The organism is Mycobacterium sp. 852002-53434_SCH5985345, assembly GCF_001667155.1.
Taxonomy (GTDB): domain Bacteria; phylum Actinomycetota; class Actinomycetes; order Mycobacteriales; family Mycobacteriaceae; genus Mycobacterium.
In genome coordinates this window covers 26,879-41,717 of record NZ_LZIE01000042.1, presented here as the reverse complement: position 1 = coordinate 41,717, position 14,839 = coordinate 26,879, and the positions used below count along the sequence as shown (strand labels likewise).

Annotated in this window: 18 protein-coding genes; 9 read left to right on the top strand and 9 right to left on the bottom strand. The window is 67.6% G+C overall.

The genetic code is table 11. The annotated features are described in order from the left end of the window. Nucleotides 1-380 precede the first annotated feature (380 nt). From A5756_RS09175 to A5756_RS09160, 4 genes are all read right to left on the bottom strand, one after another. A complete protein-coding gene (locus A5756_RS09175) occupies nt 381-713 on the bottom strand; it encodes a GNAT family N-acetyltransferase (RefSeq protein WP_066950962.1) in 333 nt (110 codons plus the stop codon). Next, nucleotides 700-1,683: a pirin family protein gene (locus A5756_RS09170; RefSeq protein WP_066950958.1), complete on the bottom strand. Its 984-nt coding sequence runs from the start codon at nt 1,681-1,683 to the stop codon at nt 700-702. Before A5756_RS09170 ends, A5756_RS09175 begins: the two co-directional genes overlap by 14 nt. A 27-nt stretch (nt 1,684-1,710) precedes the next feature. Next, nucleotides 1,711-3,093: an acyl-CoA dehydrogenase family protein gene (locus tag A5756_RS09165; RefSeq protein ID WP_066950954.1), complete on the bottom strand. Its 1,383-nt coding sequence runs from the start codon at nt 3,091-3,093 to the stop codon at nt 1,711-1,713. 89 nt (nt 3,094-3,182) lie between these two features. Further along, the gene (locus A5756_RS09160) at nt 3,183-3,599 is read right to left on the bottom strand and encodes a WhiB family transcriptional regulator (RefSeq protein ID WP_066950950.1); all 417 of its coding nucleotides are present in this window, start codon (nt 3,597-3,599) and stop codon (nt 3,183-3,185) included. Between the two features lie 143 nt (nt 3,600-3,742). Here A5756_RS09160 and A5756_RS09155 point away from each other — a divergent pair, with 143 nt between their 5' ends. The 6 genes from A5756_RS09155 (at nt 3,743) to A5756_RS09130 (ending at nt 7,852) form a co-directional block, all read left to right on the top strand. Further along, entirely contained in the window at nt 3,743-4,513 is a 771-nt protein-coding gene (locus A5756_RS09155; RefSeq protein WP_066950945.1) for a helix-turn-helix domain-containing protein, read from the top strand. Then, a complete protein-coding gene (locus A5756_RS09150; protein ID WP_066950942.1) occupies nt 4,510-5,322 on the top strand; it encodes a C40 family peptidase in 813 nt (270 codons plus the stop codon). The genes A5756_RS09155 and A5756_RS09150 overlap by 4 nt, the downstream gene beginning before the upstream one ends. Nucleotides 5,323-5,338: 16 nt before the next feature. Continuing rightward, a complete protein-coding gene (locus tag A5756_RS09145; protein ID WP_066951365.1) occupies nt 5,339-5,701 on the top strand; it encodes a DUF4226 domain-containing protein in 363 nt (120 codons plus the stop codon). A 125-nt stretch (nt 5,702-5,826) separates the two neighbouring features. Then, nucleotides 5,827-7,176 (top strand): DUF4226 domain-containing protein, encoded by a 1,350-nt coding sequence (locus A5756_RS09140; protein ID WP_066950939.1) that lies wholly within the window; start codon nt 5,827-5,829, stop codon nt 7,174-7,176. A 50-nt stretch (nt 7,177-7,226) separates the two neighbouring features. Further along, complete coding sequence (locus A5756_RS09135; RefSeq protein ID WP_066950935.1) at nt 7,227-7,544, top strand: ESX-1 secretion-associated protein; 318 nt, start codon at nt 7,227-7,229, stop codon at nt 7,542-7,544. Then, entirely contained in the window at nt 7,541-7,852 is a 312-nt protein-coding gene (locus A5756_RS09130) for a DUF2694 family protein (RefSeq protein WP_066950931.1), read from the top strand. Before A5756_RS09135 ends, A5756_RS09130 begins: the two co-directional genes overlap by 4 nt. Before the next feature lie 4 nt (nt 7,853-7,856). Here the strand turns inward: A5756_RS09130 and A5756_RS26215 are convergent, their stop codons facing one another. Next, the gene (locus tag A5756_RS26215) at nt 7,857-8,000 is read right to left on the bottom strand and encodes a hypothetical protein (RefSeq protein ID WP_167374087.1); all 144 of its coding nucleotides are present in this window, start codon (nt 7,998-8,000) and stop codon (nt 7,857-7,859) included. An 82-nt stretch (nt 8,001-8,082) separates the two neighbouring features. On the opposite strand from A5756_RS26215, the gene A5756_RS09125 reads away from it, so the two are divergent. After that, complete coding sequence (locus tag A5756_RS09125; RefSeq protein WP_066950927.1) at nt 8,083-9,915, top strand: DUF5631 domain-containing protein; 1,833 nt, start codon at nt 8,083-8,085, stop codon at nt 9,913-9,915. 66 nt (nt 9,916-9,981) lie between these two features. Then, complete coding sequence (locus A5756_RS09120; RefSeq protein ID WP_369817354.1) at nt 9,982-10,305, top strand: DUF2710 family protein; 324 nt, start codon at nt 9,982-9,984, stop codon at nt 10,303-10,305. Between the two features lie 64 nt (nt 10,306-10,369). On the opposite strand, the gene A5756_RS09115 is transcribed toward A5756_RS09120, so the two are convergent. Continuing rightward, nucleotides 10,370-11,143: a TIGR03084 family metal-binding protein gene (locus tag A5756_RS09115; RefSeq protein ID WP_066951357.1), complete on the bottom strand. Its 774-nt coding sequence runs from the start codon at nt 11,141-11,143 to the stop codon at nt 10,370-10,372. Further along, nucleotides 11,143-12,462, bottom strand: a complete 1,320-nt coding sequence (locus A5756_RS09110) for an MFS transporter (protein WP_066950924.1) — start codon at nt 12,460-12,462, stop codon at nt 11,143-11,145. Before A5756_RS09110 ends, A5756_RS09115 begins: the two co-directional genes overlap by 1 nt. 142 nt (nt 12,463-12,604) lie before the next feature. Here A5756_RS09110 and A5756_RS09105 point away from each other — a divergent pair, with 142 nt between their 5' ends. Then, entirely contained in the window at nt 12,605-13,210 is a 606-nt protein-coding gene (locus A5756_RS09105) for a YqgE/AlgH family protein (protein ID WP_066950921.1), read from the top strand. 27 nt (nt 13,211-13,237) lie between these two features. On the opposite strand, the gene A5756_RS09100 is transcribed toward A5756_RS09105, so the two are convergent. Together A5756_RS09100 and A5756_RS09095 are read right to left on the bottom strand one after the other, a co-directional pair. Then, nucleotides 13,238-13,579, bottom strand: a complete 342-nt coding sequence (locus A5756_RS09100) for a hypothetical protein (RefSeq protein WP_066950918.1) — start codon at nt 13,577-13,579, stop codon at nt 13,238-13,240. Nucleotides 13,580-13,643: 64 nt separating this feature from the next. Further along, entirely contained in the window at nt 13,644-14,837 is a 1,194-nt protein-coding gene (locus tag A5756_RS09095) for an LpqN/LpqT family lipoprotein (RefSeq protein ID WP_066950913.1), read from the bottom strand. Between the last annotated feature and the right edge of the window lie 2 nt (nt 14,838-14,839).

Below are 14,839 nucleotides of genomic sequence, written 5' to 3'. Positions count from 1 at the left end.
CGCTACCGCATCACAGACTCAGCGACGTCAGGCGTTTCAACGATCAATGCAAGCCTTACGCTCCGGGGCCCCATCCTTAGCTGGGATGTAGCCAATGACCGAGGCACAATTACGATAGCTGTCGCACCAACTCAGGGAGCAGAGTCGCCCGATAAGTGGTTCGACGCAGCGCTCATTCGCCAGCACCTCGATCACTACGACTCAACGAAGCTTGTCCCCCTGGAGGCGACAGTGGCATGGGTGCGCGACAACATAGGCCGGGTCGAAAACCTATTCGTAGACGAACAAGCCGCTCGCGCTTGCGAGGAGCTCAACGCGCTTGCACAGCTACGCGCAACCAGGTTGTTCGGTCCCCCGAGCCAAAACTGACAAAACCTCGGCTACGACGACCGCACCCACCGCTGAATCTCCGGCGTAACGGCGTCGGTGATGTCGTCGAATTCGGGATGCTTCTTGAGGACCGTGCCGATCATCGAGCACACGGGGACGATGCGCTTGCCTTCGCCGCGGGCCTCATTGAGCGCCTCTTCGACGAGGATGGTCGCCAGGCCGCGTCCGCCATACGCCGGGTCGATTTCGGTGTGGTAGAAGACGCGTTGCTCACCCCGGTCGGCGAAGTCGGCGAGGCCGACCTGCTTGCCGTCCACGGCAATGGTGTACCGGCCCTCCTCCAGGCTGACGGTCGCTTCTGCTCCGGTCTTATCGGCGGTCATGGTTGCTTTCCTTTCTTTGCGGTACGGGTCGAGGCCGCAGCCGCGTGGTCGGCAGCGGCGGGGCGGATAGTCGGGAGGGCGAACCCCGATAGCCGTGGACGGTGCCAAAGCGTTCGTCGCCGTCCTCCCACAGTTCGCGGTAACCCACGATGTCGTCGTGGCTTCGCCCGACGAAGTTCCACCACATCACTAGTTCTTCACTGAAAGGTGTGCCGCCGAGCAGCAGCACCCGCGCGGGCTCGTCCCCGACATTTCGCAGTTGAAGCGAGGAACGGCCAGGGTTTAGGTAAGCCAGGGAAGCAACCGCCAGGGCGGTCTCCTCCACCCGGACGGCGCCCAGATCGCAGAGCGCACCGTGCTCGAATGCCGGGTCGACATCGATGTCCAGGCGGGCGCCGGCGTCGAGATCGATCTGGGCGCCCAGCAGCGGGGTGAAGGTATGCACCGGTGACGGGCTGCCCGCTAGTCCGCCGAGGAACACCCGCGCCGTCGCGCCGGCGAGCGACACCGGCTCGGGCACATAGTGGGTGAAGTCGCGGCCGGTGTCGCGATCCGAATCGGGAAGCGCCACCCAGAGCTGGACACCGTGCAAGGATGCCGGCGGCGTAACCGACACCTCGGAATGACAAATGCCGGCACCCGCAGTCATAAGGTTCAGCTCACCCGGCCGTACTGCCGCGTGCACTCCGGCGCTGTCGTTGTGCTCCACTTCCCCACTGAACAACCAACTGACCGTTTGTAGTCCGGTGTGCGGATGAGGTGGAACGTCCATCCGCGCAGACGTCGGGCCGTAATGGTCGATGAAACACCACGCCCCGATCAGCGAACGGTGCCGTTGCGGAAGCGTGCGTTGCACCCGCATGGCCCGCGGGCCGCCCAGCGGAACTTCCCTGGGCGCCAGCACCTCGGTTCCCACGCCTGGCGCGGTAGCGCAGGCGACTTCGACGGGTGTCGGCTCAAGGTTGCTCATGGTCCGCTCGACCGTACCCAGACCTCGTTACTTGCCCGGCGGTCGGAGCACCCTCATGGCCAGCCGCATGACGGGTTCGGGCACCCGATCCTGCATGGAAAGCGCTGTGTCGGCGACGCGGGAGCGCAGCGGAGTGCCGCGACCGAAAACCCGGTTCAGCGGGCCGCCGGACGGCTCAAGCACCACATGCAGTGGCGGCGTGCCGACAGCGGCACCGAGCGCGTTCGCGATCACCATCCGCTGAATCTCGCTGGTCCCCTCAAAAATGGTGTATAGCTTGGCATCCCGATACCACTTCTCCACCGGGTGATCGGTGATGTAGCCCCAGCCGCCCATGGTTTGAATGGCGCGCTCGGTGGCCTTGACGGCGACCTCGCTGGCGGCCATCTTCGACATCGACCCTTCCCCGCGCTCGAAGGGAACGTTATTGGCCGCCATCCACGACGCCCGCCAGGTCAAGAGCCGTGCCGCGTCGATCTGGGTGGCAAGCTCCGCCAGCGGGAAGGCGATGCCCTGGTTGTCGATGATCGGTCCGCCGAATGCCTCGCGCTCCGTGGCGTATTCCGTCGCGTATTCCAGCGCGGCGCGCGCGATCCCGATGGCCTGCGCGGCGACCATCGGCCGCGTCTGCTCGAACGTGCCCAACGTCGCCGAGCCCGATCGCTGTGCGCCCGCAACCACCTCGCGGGCTTTGGCGAGTTTGTGCTCTAATTTGTCCTGTCCCCCAAGCAAATTGGCGCCCGGTACGCGAACGCCTTCGAACAGCAACTCCGCGGTGTGTGACGCACGGCAGCCGAGTTTGTCCAGCTTGCGCACGAGCTTGAGCCCCGGGGTGCCACCGGGCACCACAAACAGCGCCTGACCACGATGGCCTAGTTCCTCGTCGACCACCGCGTTGACCACGTGCACGTTGGCGATCCCGCCGTTGCCGATCCACATCTTGTGGCCGTCGATGATCCAGTCGTCACCGTCGCGGCGCGCGTGAGTGCGCAGATTTCGTACGTCGCTGCCGCCCTCGGGTTCCGAGATCGCAAGGGCGGCAAGCTTGAGATCGCCTGGGGTGCCGAAGCATTCGGGCGCCCATTCCAACATCTGCTCCGGAGATGCTGCCTGCCCGATCGCCGAAAGAGCCAGCGCCGGCATCACGATCGCCAGCCCAATGCCCGCGCAGCCCCAAAACAGCTCCTCCATGAACATCGGCAACGAGAGGCCGGTCGGATCGCCGATCAGGTCGCGGTAGAACAGGGGGCTGTAAAAGCCGCGCTGGGCCGCCTCCTCCAGGACCGGCCACGGAAACTCCTGCCGTTGGTCGTAGTGGAGCGCCACCGGGCGGATCACTTCTTCGGCGAACTCGTGCGTCCGCCGGGCGAGGTCGTGCTGCGCCGCCGTCGGGGTCAGGTCGAACGTCATGGATCCCGCCTCTGGGTCGACTGACTCGTTCGTGCCGAAGCTCTACCCCGTTGGGTGAGTTAGCAAACGGCCATACCCAGGACGGAGCGTCAGGCCGCGGAACGAGGCCCCACTTGCGCCAGGGGCAGGTGCAAAACCACCGCGGTCACCGGAACGGCCTCATGCTCGTGGTTGGCGAGCAGGGCCGCATTCTCCGGTAGCTGGCGTGAGTTGATCTCGCCGGACGCGATGCGCCGCAGGACGTCGTGGGCCTGGGCAAGCTGCTCGCGCTTGCGGTATTGACCCCCGGGAAGTTTGACGCCGGCCCACACGCCGTACTCCTCGCGGTGCGCGATGGCATGTTGGGCGCACCGACGCTGCTGCGCGAGCGGGCAGCGCCGCAGGCACTGAATGCGCGCCTCGACGGCCGACCGCTCGTACGCACGGGCCTTCGCCGCGCCGTCGCCACCGTCGTCGTCGGGGTAGCCGAACCACAGTTCCGGGTTGGTAGCGCAGGGGTGTCCCATGTCGGTCTCCTTGTCGAGCTTGAAACGTAGGCAAAAGCGTATACAGACATGGCGCCCGAGCGCAAGAGAAACGAGACGAAAACGTATATACATAGGGATACGCTGCGGCCTGTGTACTATCCGGCCTATGGCCGGAGCCTGCGGTGAGCCGTGAATCGGCAGGTGCGGCAATCCGCGCTCTGCGAGAGTCGCGCGACTGGTCGCTAGCCGACCTCGCGGCCGCGACCGGTGTCAGCATCATGGGCCTGAGCTTTCTGGAACGCGGGGCCCGTAAGCCGCACAAAAGCACAGTTCAGAAGGTCGAGAATGGCCTAGGCCTCCCGCCGGGCACCTATTCTCGGTTGTTGGTGGCGGCCGATCCGGACGCGGAACTGGCCCGGCTGATGGCCGCGCAACCGCCTGCCGCCGCCCCCGCCAGGCGCACCGGGCCTGTGGTTGTCGACCGTCACAGCGACACAGAAGTGCTGGAAGGATATGCCGAAGCCCAACTGGAAGCCCTCAAATCCGTCATCGATCGCTTGCCTGCGACAACATCAAACGAATATGAGACGTATATTCTGTCTGTGATCGCTCAGTGCGTGAAGGCAGAGATGCTGGCAGCCGGCTCCTGGCGGGTCGCCGTGAACGCGGGCGCGGACTCGACGGACCGGCTGATGACGCACCTCCAAGCCCTCGAGGCGACGCGCACGGCCCTGCTGAAACGACTGCCAACCAGCTTGAGCGCCCGCTTCGACGGGGCATGTGCGCAGTCGTCGCTGCCCGAGACCGTGATCGCTGCATTGGTGGGTGTCGACGTCGAGGAACTCTGGGACATCCGCAACCGGGGGGTGATCCCCCCGGGGGCACTCCCCCGCGTGCGCGCCTTCACCGACGCCGTGGAGTCGGGAAGCCAGCTGGGCGAGGGGGCGCCGTGACCCAGAGCGAGATCGAGGTGCTCAGCCGTGCTCATGACATGTTCGCCGGTGGCATCCGCCCGTCTTCGGTGGACGCGGGCACCGGGCATTACCGCAATCTGCTGCAGAGGACGGCCGGGCTGAACGATGGAGTGGCACGCGGCGGCTATCGGCTCGCGGTGGACCACAGCCGGCAACGGCTTGCGGCCGCCGCCGCCACGGACGCCGCCGCGGCGGGCGTCATCGCCCGTGCCCATCGCGATCGGGCCGAGGCTCGCGACCTGACTGGCGGCGTTCTTGATGAAGCCCGTGCCGACGCCGCGGAGGTTCCGGCGACACCGATGGCGCAGCGCGAGGCGATGCGTCGTCGGGCGGCGCGACTGCGGGCCCAGCGCGCGCACGTCCTGTCGGCCCGCTTCCGGGCGCGCCGACGCCTCGCCGAACTGCGGGCGCTGCGCTACCAACTCCGGCGCCACCGTCCCGCCGGATTGAACGGGCGTGCCGCAATCGCGGTGCGCGCCGCACTGTCGCGCCTGGGCCGCCCCTATGTGTGGGGCGCGACGGGGCCCGACCGGTTCGATTGTTCGGGGCTCGTCCAGTGGAGTTACGCGCAAGCGGGAATTCAGTTGGACCGCACCACTTATCAGCAGATCAATGACGGGATCCCGGTGCCCCGTTCGCAAGTCCGGCCGGGCGACCTCGTCTTCCCGCACGCCGGGCATGTCCAGCTGGCCATCGGCAACAATCTAGTAGTCGAGGCGCCCTACTCGGGCGCCTCGGTGCGGATCAGCCCACTAGGCCCCAACGTTGCGATTCGCCGACCGCTATGACAAACAGGGTGAGCCGATGACGGAACAAGCAGGACCTTCGGTAGCCGCCATGCAGGCGCGGCAGTCGGCTCTGGCCGGCCAGCACGGCACGGCGGCCGACGCCGACCGCGTGCTGGCAGAGGTGCTCACCAGCGCGCATGCCGCGATGCGAGAGGGCGCCAGGCGTCTGGATGCCATCGCCGAGCAGATCGACCACGCCACCGTGCACCAAGCGAACCTCGCGGTCGATACGCCCATGGGGGCCCGCGAGTTTCAGCGATTCCTGCTGGCCAAACAGCGCGAGATCACCGCGGTCGTCGAGGGCGCCCGCGAACTCAGCCGAGCGAAAAAGGCTGTGCTGGAAGGCCTCCGGGACCGGTACGCCGCCGGCAATGCCTAGCAAGGCGGCGATTTCGGTGTCATCCACACCGGCCCGGCACGGTGAATTGATGGCGGGGACCGGCCTGGGTACTGTCGCCGGGCATGGAGGGGTCGCAACGCATCCCGCAAGGACGTGCGTAGCTGATGTCGGCGCACGAGGAGCTGCTTGCCGCGGTGAAATATGTCCGAGACCGCACCGGTGACCCAAACGCGTGGGTGGCGGGTCTGTCGCCCGGTGAGCTGGCCGCAGTGATCACCCCGACGACGCGCCCCGAACAGCTGCAGGCGATCGCGGGCAAGATCCGCCAACGAGATGCGGCCGCACCGGATCGGGAGCAGGGCGAGGCGGCGGAAGCGATCGCACACGCTGAAATTGCTCTTTCACACCAGAATTCGGCGAGTTCTCAACTGGACATGCAGGTGATCACGGCTATCTTGAACGCCCACCTCAACGCTGTCGAAGGCCGTCAAGCGCTGACCAAGCTGCAGCAAGACACCGAGGCCGCGGTGCGAACACGATCGGACCTGGACACTCCGGCCGGAGCGCGCGACTTCCAGCGATTCCTGATCGGCAAGCTCAGAGACATTCGTGCGGTGGTACTCAACGCGAGCCTCGACGACACGTCGAAGTCCGCGCTGATGGCCGCTTGGACATCGCTATATGACGCATCCAAGGGCCAACCGAGCAGTCCCGATGAACGGCCGCCGGCCCAGACGGTCGGCGCCGATGCGGCCACGACAGAGGATTCCGAGTGGGATCCGCTGCTGGATTCGTTGTTCGCGGACGATCCGGGCGCAACCGATGATCCGTCTGGAGGCGCTGTGCCGGAGGTAGCGAGCGCTCCGGCGGCGCCCATGGCTCCTGTGCTGCCGCCCATGCCCAACTTTGGTTCGGGACTGCCGAGCTTCGGCGCGACGCCGGCCGGGCTGCCACTTCCCAACCTGCAGGGCGACGACACAGCGGATCCGGCGCTGCAGGGCCTCGACGACGAAGGAGTGCCGGACTCCGAGGACGATTCGGATCCGAAGACCGAGGCTTCATCCGATCAACCCGGCGACACCGACGGGGACGCTGCGACGCTCGAGGGCGAATCACCACCGGCGGGCCCGACCACGGTGACTTTGCCCGACGGGGAAACGTTTACGGCGGCCAGCCCCCAGCTGGCGGCGGCAATCAAAGCCGCGGTCGGCGGAGTGGCGATACCAGATGCCTTCCAACAGCAGGGAATAACGATCCCACCGCCGGGCACCGCGGTGACCAACCCGATCGACGCCTCGCACGTCGCTCCGGCCGATATCGGAATGTTCATCGACCGGCACGCGCTTGCCCTCGGCGCAGGAAAAGCCCTACTCGATGGCCAAATTCAAGACATCGCCACCGTGAGCGGCCCAAGCTTTCTAGGCTGGGAACATCCGCCGGCCGCAGCCGCGACCGCGCCGGCGACGCCCGACACACCGACACCCACGCGGCCGGCGACCTCGTCGACCACCTGACAATAGTTATCTCGCCGGTCTGGCCGGCGGCCGTGAACAGGAGACAGCGGATGGCAGATTCGATCCATGTGGTCCCCGCGCACTTGCGTCAAGCCGCTGCGCGCCACCAGGAAACCTCCGATTACTTGCGCACGGTCCCGTCGTCGCACGAGGCGATCCAGGAAAGCCTGGATTCGCTGGGCCCGATCTTCGGTGAACTTCGCGACGCCGGGCGGGAACTGCTTGAGCTCAGACGACAGTGCTACGAGCAGCAAGCGGCGGACCACGCCGACCTGGCAGACAAATTGGCGGCGTCGGCGACGATGTGGGAACAGCACGAGCAGGATGCGGCGCGCAGCCTCGGCGGCATCGCTGACCGCGGTCGATGACGGACGCGAATCCCGCTTTTGACACCGTTCACCCGAGTGGGCACATCCTGGTACGCTCCTGCCGCGGCGGGTATATGCACAGCGTTGCGCTGAGCGAAGAGGCGATGGAGACCGACGCCCAGACGCTGGCACGAGGCATTTTGCTGACCGCCGACGTGTCTTGCCTGAAGGCATTGCTCGAGATTCGCGACGAGATCGTGGCGGCCGGTCACACCCCCTCGGCCGAGGTTCCAACCCCGCGAGACCTCGATGCGGCGATCGAGAAGTTACTCGCGCACAAACTGCGCCGCCGTCACAGCGCCATCTAGCGGCCTACAACAGCCAGGTCTTGGCCGCCTCGGGATCTGGAGCGATGTCGGTGGGCGGCTCTACGGGGTTGGGGCCGAACAACTCTCGTGCGCGGGCGAGTAAGGCACGCACCTCATCGAGTTGCTGCTGCAGGGCAGATTCAGCCATATCTGCACGGTACTCAGGCCGTCAAAGCTGCACAATTCACTGATCGAATAAGCCATCCGGCAGATGCCGGTACGCTGAGCCGGTGGCGATCTTCGGTCGGATGACGGCGCGTCAGCGCCTCCGGAGAGCTACCCGGGAATCACTGGCGATGCCGGCCTTCAGCTCTCCCATCGATTGCACCCCGTGGGTGGTCGGTGGGCTTTGGCCTGCCGAGCTGTCAACGATCACCGCCGAAAATGCCACGCTCGCAGACTATCTAAAGACGGACCTGCAGCGGATCGCCGACAGCGCCAACGAGCAGCTGAAAATGGTCAAGCGGGCGGGTCTGGCCGATCTTGCGCGTCAGGCGCAGGAGGCCCGGGTCATCGACGAGGCGCGGGGCCGCGCCGTCCGCCGAGTCGAATCGACGATTCGCCAGCTGCACGCGGCGAAGGCCGGGGTGATTGCTGGATATCTCCGCCCGGAGGCCACCGAGCCGCAGTCATCGGACATGGACCAGACCCAGGTCATCCCTGCTGTCCCGAACTCGCGACCTTCCGAAGCGCCCACCAGGGACGTGCGCCGGCCGCGCTGGCGGGTTGCGGACAAGCCGGCCCCTTCCATGCCGCAAGGCGGGGACGAGGCCGAGGCACCTGTCCATGACACCGCCGTCGAAAAGAAGGCCGCGGCGCCGGATATGGAGGAGACGCAGGTCATTCCCTTTGTCACGGAGCTGGAGCCCGTCGTCGAGCCAACCGCGAATGCCGAGCCCGATTGGGGGCCCGTCGCCAACGGCCGTCACCACCTGGAGGTGGAGGAGCCGGCAACCGAGCAGGACCAGCCCGAATGGGGGTCCGACATCGATGCCGCGGACGGTGTCGCGGGGGCGCCGATGGAGGAGACGCAGGTCATCCCCGCGATCACCGAGCCCGAGGCGGTGGTTGACGAGCCGGACAGCCACCAGATCGCCGAGGACGACATCCCGGCGACCTCGATGGAGGCGACGCAGGTCATTCCCGCCATCACCGAGGCGGAACCCGTCGTCGACGAAGCCGTCGCCAACGGTCGTCACCACGCCGTGCCCGAAGAGCCGGCACCGGCCCAGGACGAGGCGCAACAGCCGGCACAGCAGCCAGAACCCGCCGAGGACTCGGTGGCTTCGATGGAGGAGACACAGGTCATCCCCGTCATCACGGAGCCCGCCCCCGTGGTTGACGAGCCGGCCGAGGGCCCGGCGAGCCAGGACGAGCCGGATGCACCGCAGGAGCCCGCCGCTCGGCCCCTCCGGCAAAAGGACATCGCCGCAACGAGTTTCGACACGGACCGGCTGAATCGGCTCCTCGAATTCGTGGTCCGCCAAGAGTCGCGGCTCAACTGGGCGGTCGGCGACCTTTTGGACGGCACGACCGTCCTGGTCACCGACCTCGCGCACGGCTGGATACCGGCAGGGATCAATCTCCCAGCTGGCGTTCGGTTGCTGGAACCCGAGCGACGTACCGGCCGGGTGTCCGCCTTGATCGGCGACGCGGCGCGCGTCGTGACCTACGCTCCTGGTGATTCGCTGCGCCGCTCGCCCGACTTCACCGCCACGAAATCGTCGCTGGAACCGCGCGAGCTGCCGCCCATAAGCGATCTGGCCAGGGTGCTGAGTGAGACCACGCGCCGGTTTGACGGACTCCCCCGCATCGTGCAGAGGCTGGCGGACGCGGCCGCCGCGGAAGCGGTTGTCATCGACCAAGAGGTCGACGTGCTGCGCGTGCACCTCGATACGGCGCGCTACCAACTTTTGGTCCAGTACCCGACCGTGAACCCGGCTCTCCTGCTCAAGTGTCTGTTGATGGCCGCCACCGAAGGCATCGCGAGCGGAGACACGGTATCGGCGAACTATCACCTCGCCTGGTACCAGAAACTCGCCACCGAGGCGCCCGCCCCGTAGCCGCCATGGGGTGCACCGGTCACCCGCGAGTTTGAATTGACGCTGGTTGGAGGGGGCGACGATACTGTGATCGTGTCGGATTCGGGCGGTCGCGCGGATCTCAGCGACAAGAATCTCGTCGAATCAGTTCTCCGCGAACTGAGCGAGGCGGCCGACAAGTGGGAAGCCCTGGTGGCCCAGGCCGAGGCCGTCACCTACAGCGTCGACCTCGGTGACATCTATGCCGTGGCGAATTCCGATGGCCGATTGCTCAAGCTGACTCTGCACCCCGGCGTGATGACCGGATACGCCCACGGCGAGCTTGCCGACAGGCTGAACCTCGCGATCTCAGCGCTGCGCGAGGAGGCGGAAGCCGAGAACCGGGCAAGTTACGGCGGCCCGCTGCAGTAACCGCGCGCTCATCGACCGGCGCGTGCGTCGGATGGGCGCCGGCTCTCTTCGCGCGCTCGCGCGCTCATCGACCGGCGCCGGGAGGGCCGGCGAAGGCTTGCGCAATCTCCAGCCAGCGCTGCGCGTCGGGCCCATCGGCGGTGATGTCGAGGGCGCTGAGCGGCCGCCGCTGGGTGACCAGAAAGCAGAAGTCTTCGGCGGAACCGGTGACCCGTTGCGCCGCGTCCGGCGATCCCCAGCTCCAGGTGTCACCACCGGGTCCGCGCAGCTCGACCAGGAACGGCTCGGCTGGAGCCGGGAGATTGTTGACGAAAAAGGCGTAGTCGCGCGTACGCACCCCCAAGTGGGCGATCGAGCGCAGCCGGTCGGTGGCCACCCGTTTCACGCCCAGCGCATCGGCGACGTCCAAGCCATGCGCCCAGGTCTCCATCAACCGCGCGGTGGCCATCGACGCCGCACTCATCGGCGGCCCGAACCACGGGAGCTTGCGCCCGGCGGGAACCATCAGCAGCTCTTCGTGCAACCGGGAACGGGTCGAGCGCCAGTCGGCGAGCAGCTCGGCCGGCGCTATAGCCGCCAATTCTTCGGCGCCCGCGTCGACGAAGCCCGTCGGGTTCGCGGCGGCGGCCTTGAGCTGTTCGGCGAAGCCGGCCTCGTCGGTGACCGAGGTCAGCGCGACACGGTCGGTCCACAGCAGGTGCCCGATCTGATGCGCGATGGTCCAACCCGGCGCGGGCGTCGGTTCGGCCCAGCGTTCGGCTGGCAGCGGCGCTACCAGGGCGTCAAGCTCGTCGCTTTCGGCGCGTAGGTCGGCCACAATCGGTTCCGGACCCGCCATCATTGCCTCCGATCGTCGGTTGCGCCCGCCGGGTAGCGATTATTCGCCTGGTTGCCGCGCCGGCCCAGGATGCCGTGCATGGCCAGGCCGGCCAGGTAGAGCCCGGAAGCGACCAGGACGACTGCGGGCGCATGCCCATCCGCGGGAATCAACGCCGCGGCCGCCGTGATCGCGGCGATGAACGCCACCCAGAACAGCGCGTCTTGGACGGCGAACACGTGTCCGCGAAGGGCGTCGTCGACGTCCATCTGCATTGCCGAGTCGGCGCACAGCTTGACCATCTGCCCGGTCACACCGAGGAAAAAGCCGCACCCCACCATGACCGGTAGCAGCAACCCCGCTCCGGCGACCTCGATGATCGCCGAGGCCGCGAGCGCACCGTTGACCGTCGCGTAGCGCCCCCAGCGACGAACCGCCGGCGGCGTCAGCACGTTGGCCAGAAACGCGCCCAGGCCGGCGGCGCCGAAAAACACCAGAGCTGTGCCCAGTCCCCCGACTGCGGGGTCGGTCAGGTGGTGCACCAGCAACAAGACCAGCAGGGAGTTGATGCCGATCACCATCCGGTGCGCGGCCAGGCCCGACAGCGTGGCGGCGACCGTCGGCCGTTGCGCCACGGTACGTGCACCGTGCAGCCAGCCGGTGACCACGGCGTAGAGGACCGGTCCGTGGATCGCCCGCTTGGTGTCGTCGGGGCCCAGCACGCGGGACCCGAACCGTAGCGACAGCAGCAATGCGATCGACACGGGTGCCGCGGTGAGGAAGATGATCGCCGAGGCGCCCTTGTCGCCCGCGCCGACCAGGAACCGCGGAACGAGCATGAAGTTGGCACCGATGAAGGCGGCGATGGCCCCGGACGCATTGGCCAACGCGTTCATGGTCACGACCTGTTCGCGGGGCACGACGTGCGGCAGCGACGCCGACAGCCCGGACGCGACGAACCGGGCCAAGCCGTTGGCGAAGAGCGCGCCCAACAACAGCGGCAGGTCGCCGGCTCTGACGGCGAGGATCGTGCCGATCGCGGCGATCAGGATGAGGCGGCCGACGTTGGCGCCGACGAGCACCAGCCGCCGGTCCCAGCGGTCCATCAGCGCGCCGGCGAACGGCCCCAGCAGCGAGTACGGCAGGAACAGCACGGTGAACGCCCGGGCGATTGCCATCGGATCGGCGGCCCGGTCCGGATTGAACAGCAACGCTCCGGCCAGACCGGCCTGGAACAGCCCGTCACCGAATTGACTTGCCATGCGCACCTGCAGCAGGCGCCAGAAGTCTGGCAAACTGCGCACCGACCGCCATATTTCGACGGGTGCGCTTGAGTGCATCCGGGATTGGATCACTAAACCGACTTCCAAAGTTGGGGCTAGCAAGCTCGTCACCGTCCGAGCCGACTTACCAACAGTACAAATCTTCACGCCCCGCGCTTGATTCCCCCGGGTCCCAGGCACCGGATGCGATGATGGTTGGGTGCCGCCGCCCGAGGACCCAGAGGACTATGTCGCGCCGGCCGCGCAGCGGGTGCGCGCGGGGACGTTGCTGCTTGCCAACACCGATCTTTTCGAACCGACGTTTCGGCGCAGCGTGATCTACATCGTCGAGCACAACGACGGCGGCACGTTGGGGGTCGTGCTGAACCGGGCCAGCGAGACCGCGGTTTACAACGTGCTGCCGCAGTGGACCAAGTTGGCGGCCAAGCCGAAGACGATGTTCATCGGCGGCCCGGTGAAGCGGGACGCGGCGCTATGCCTGGCGGCATTGCGCGTTGGCGCCGATCCGCAGGGGGTGGCCGGGCTGCGGCATGTGGATGGCCGGGTGGTGATGGTCGATCTCGACGCCGACCCCGACACGATCGCTCCCCTGGTGGAGGGAGTGCGCATTTTCGCGGGCTACTCAGGCTGGACCATTGGCCAGCTGGAAGGTGAAATCGAACGCGACGACTGGATCGTCTTGTCCGCGTTGCCATCTGACGTCTTGGCGGGGTCGAGGTCCGACCTGTGGGCGCACGTGCTACGCCGCCAGCCGTTGCCCTTGTCGTTGCTTGCTACCCACCCGATAGATTTGAGCCGCAACTAGGGGCACTCCCCCGGGTCCGCTCGGGCTTCAGTGGCAAGACTGCGTGCAGCCGGCGCAGGCCCCCCCGCAGCCGGGCGCCGCCGCTTCTTGCTGTAGCGCGAAGCGCGCACTCTGCCATGACCCGGCGGCCACCGTTCCGAAGGCGCCGGCCACACAGACGATCAATACCACCAGCGCGGTGTGCGGGGAGGCTGCCAGCGCCACCACACCGCCGGCGGCCAGCATGATTGCCGCCGCCAGTTGCGCCGGAGCCATGGACCGCAGCGCGAGCGCGGTGGGGTCGACGGTCTGGGTGCGCGCCAACGACCAAGTTCCGAACCCGGCGGAGGCCACCGCCGCACACATGCACAGCACACCGGCAATAAGCATGGCCTCACAATACGAGCCCGGACACCGGTCCGCTCAGCGGGCTCCGGAGGAGCCGCGGCACCGCTCAGTGCTGCAGGAACGAGAAATTGGGCAGCGGCGGGAGGCCGGGGACCAGGGCTAACAGGTTCGGCGTGGGCTGACGGCTGGGCATCGGCGCCGGGGGCAAGCCCACCGGGGGAGCGGTGGCCGAGGTTTGCCGGAGCGGAGCCACGGCGGGAGCCTGGGCGACCGGAGCTGTGGCGGGCGCCTGCCCGACCGGAGCGGTGGCCGGTATCTGCCCGACGGGAGCCGCGGCAGGCACTTGGGGGACCGGAGCAGCGGCAGGAACCTGCGGCACGGGAGCTGCGGCAGGAACCTGCGGGGCGGGAGCCTGGGCCGGGGTCAGCCCGACCGGCGAGGCGGCCGGGGTCTGGACCGGCGCGGGCGCCGGGGACCCGGGAACGGTAACGCGGAAGCCGTTGACGATGGCGTCGGTGGCGGGTGCGTCGGCGACGGCCACCGCACGATCGGTGGTCACCGCGAGCGACACCAGGTACTTGTCGCGCCCCGAGGTGGCGATGACGTGGCGCCGCGAGGTGTTCAGCGTCATGTCGCCGTCGCGGTACGTGCCTTCGACGATCGACGACGGGAAGCCGCCGAAATCGGCCATCGAGGCGTTGGTGGGCTGCCAGGCCAGCAGCTTCTGGCTGTCGACGTAGCCGTGGCTGATGGCCTCGCGGGGGTCGAAATCACCGACGAGCTTGTACACCACCACCTGTGCATTCGAGGAGTAGATGCTGCTGCCCTGCCGGTCGGCGATCACCGCGAACGCGTCGGGAACGTTGGGATCGGGCACCTGAGTCCAGCGGGCCGGCACCGGCAAAGTGATGTCAAGTGCCTTGAGGCCCTGGGGTTTTTGCGCCTCAAGCTTGACGCCCTTCGACTGGAGGTACTCACGGATCGTCCCGGAAGTGGCCGGGGCTGGAGTGACCGCCGGGGCGACCGGCGCGGCGGGCGCGGCCGCCGCCGGCACCGTTGCACCCGGGGTCGTCGGCGATGCGACCGGATTCGCCGCCGGGGGGGCGGCGAGGAACCGGTTGGCGGGCGCCTGTCCGGGCGCGGCCGCGACGTTCTGCGGCCCCGGGATGGCAGGAGCGGGTGCTGGCGCGGGAAGTAAGGGGTCCGCCAATGCCTGGGCGCTCGTGACAACCGCCATGCCGATCAGGCCGGCGACCATACCCCCGAGGAGCGCACGGCGGGCGGGGACGATCTCAATCATCT

Coding starts and splice junctions, on each gene's coding strand:
- A5756_RS09170 (WP_066950958.1), bottom strand. CDS start 1,683: ATGAGCAACCTTGAGCCGACACCCGTCGAAGTCGCCTGCGCTACCGCG.
- A5756_RS09115 (WP_066951357.1), bottom strand. CDS start 11,143: ATGGCGGGTCCGGAACCGATTGTGGCCGACCTACGCGCCGAAAGCGAC.
- A5756_RS09175 (WP_066950962.1), bottom strand. CDS start 713: ATGACCGCCGATAAGACCGGAGCAGAAGCGACCGTCAGCCTGGAGGAG.
- A5756_RS09110 (WP_066950924.1), bottom strand. CDS start 12,462: ATGCACTCAAGCGCACCCGTCGAAATATGGCGGTCGGTGCGCAGTTTG.
- A5756_RS09160 (WP_066950950.1), bottom strand. CDS start 3,599: ATGGGACACCCCTGCGCTACCAACCCGGAACTGTGGTTCGGCTACCCC.
- A5756_RS09135 (WP_066950935.1), top strand. CDS start 7,227: ATGGCAGATTCGATCCATGTGGTCCCCGCGCACTTGCGTCAAGCCGCT.
- A5756_RS09140 (WP_066950939.1), top strand. CDS start 5,827: ATGTCGGCGCACGAGGAGCTGCTTGCCGCGGTGAAATATGTCCGAGAC.
- A5756_RS09130 (WP_066950931.1), top strand. CDS start 7,541: ATGACGGACGCGAATCCCGCTTTTGACACCGTTCACCCGAGTGGGCAC.
- A5756_RS09095 (WP_066950913.1), bottom strand. CDS start 14,837: ATGATTGAGATCGTCCCCGCCCGCCGTGCGCTCCTCGGGGGTATGGTC.
- A5756_RS09145 (WP_066951365.1), top strand. CDS start 5,339: ATGACGGAACAAGCAGGACCTTCGGTAGCCGCCATGCAGGCGCGGCAG.
- A5756_RS26215 (WP_167374087.1), bottom strand. CDS start 8,000: ATGGCTGAATCTGCCCTGCAGCAGCAACTCGATGAGGTGCGTGCCTTA.
- A5756_RS09165 (WP_066950954.1), bottom strand. CDS start 3,093: ATGACGTTCGACCTGACCCCGACGGCGGCGCAGCACGACCTCGCCCGG.
- A5756_RS09100 (WP_066950918.1), bottom strand. CDS start 13,579: ATGCTTATTGCCGGTGTGCTGTGCATGTGTGCGGCGGTGGCCTCCGCC.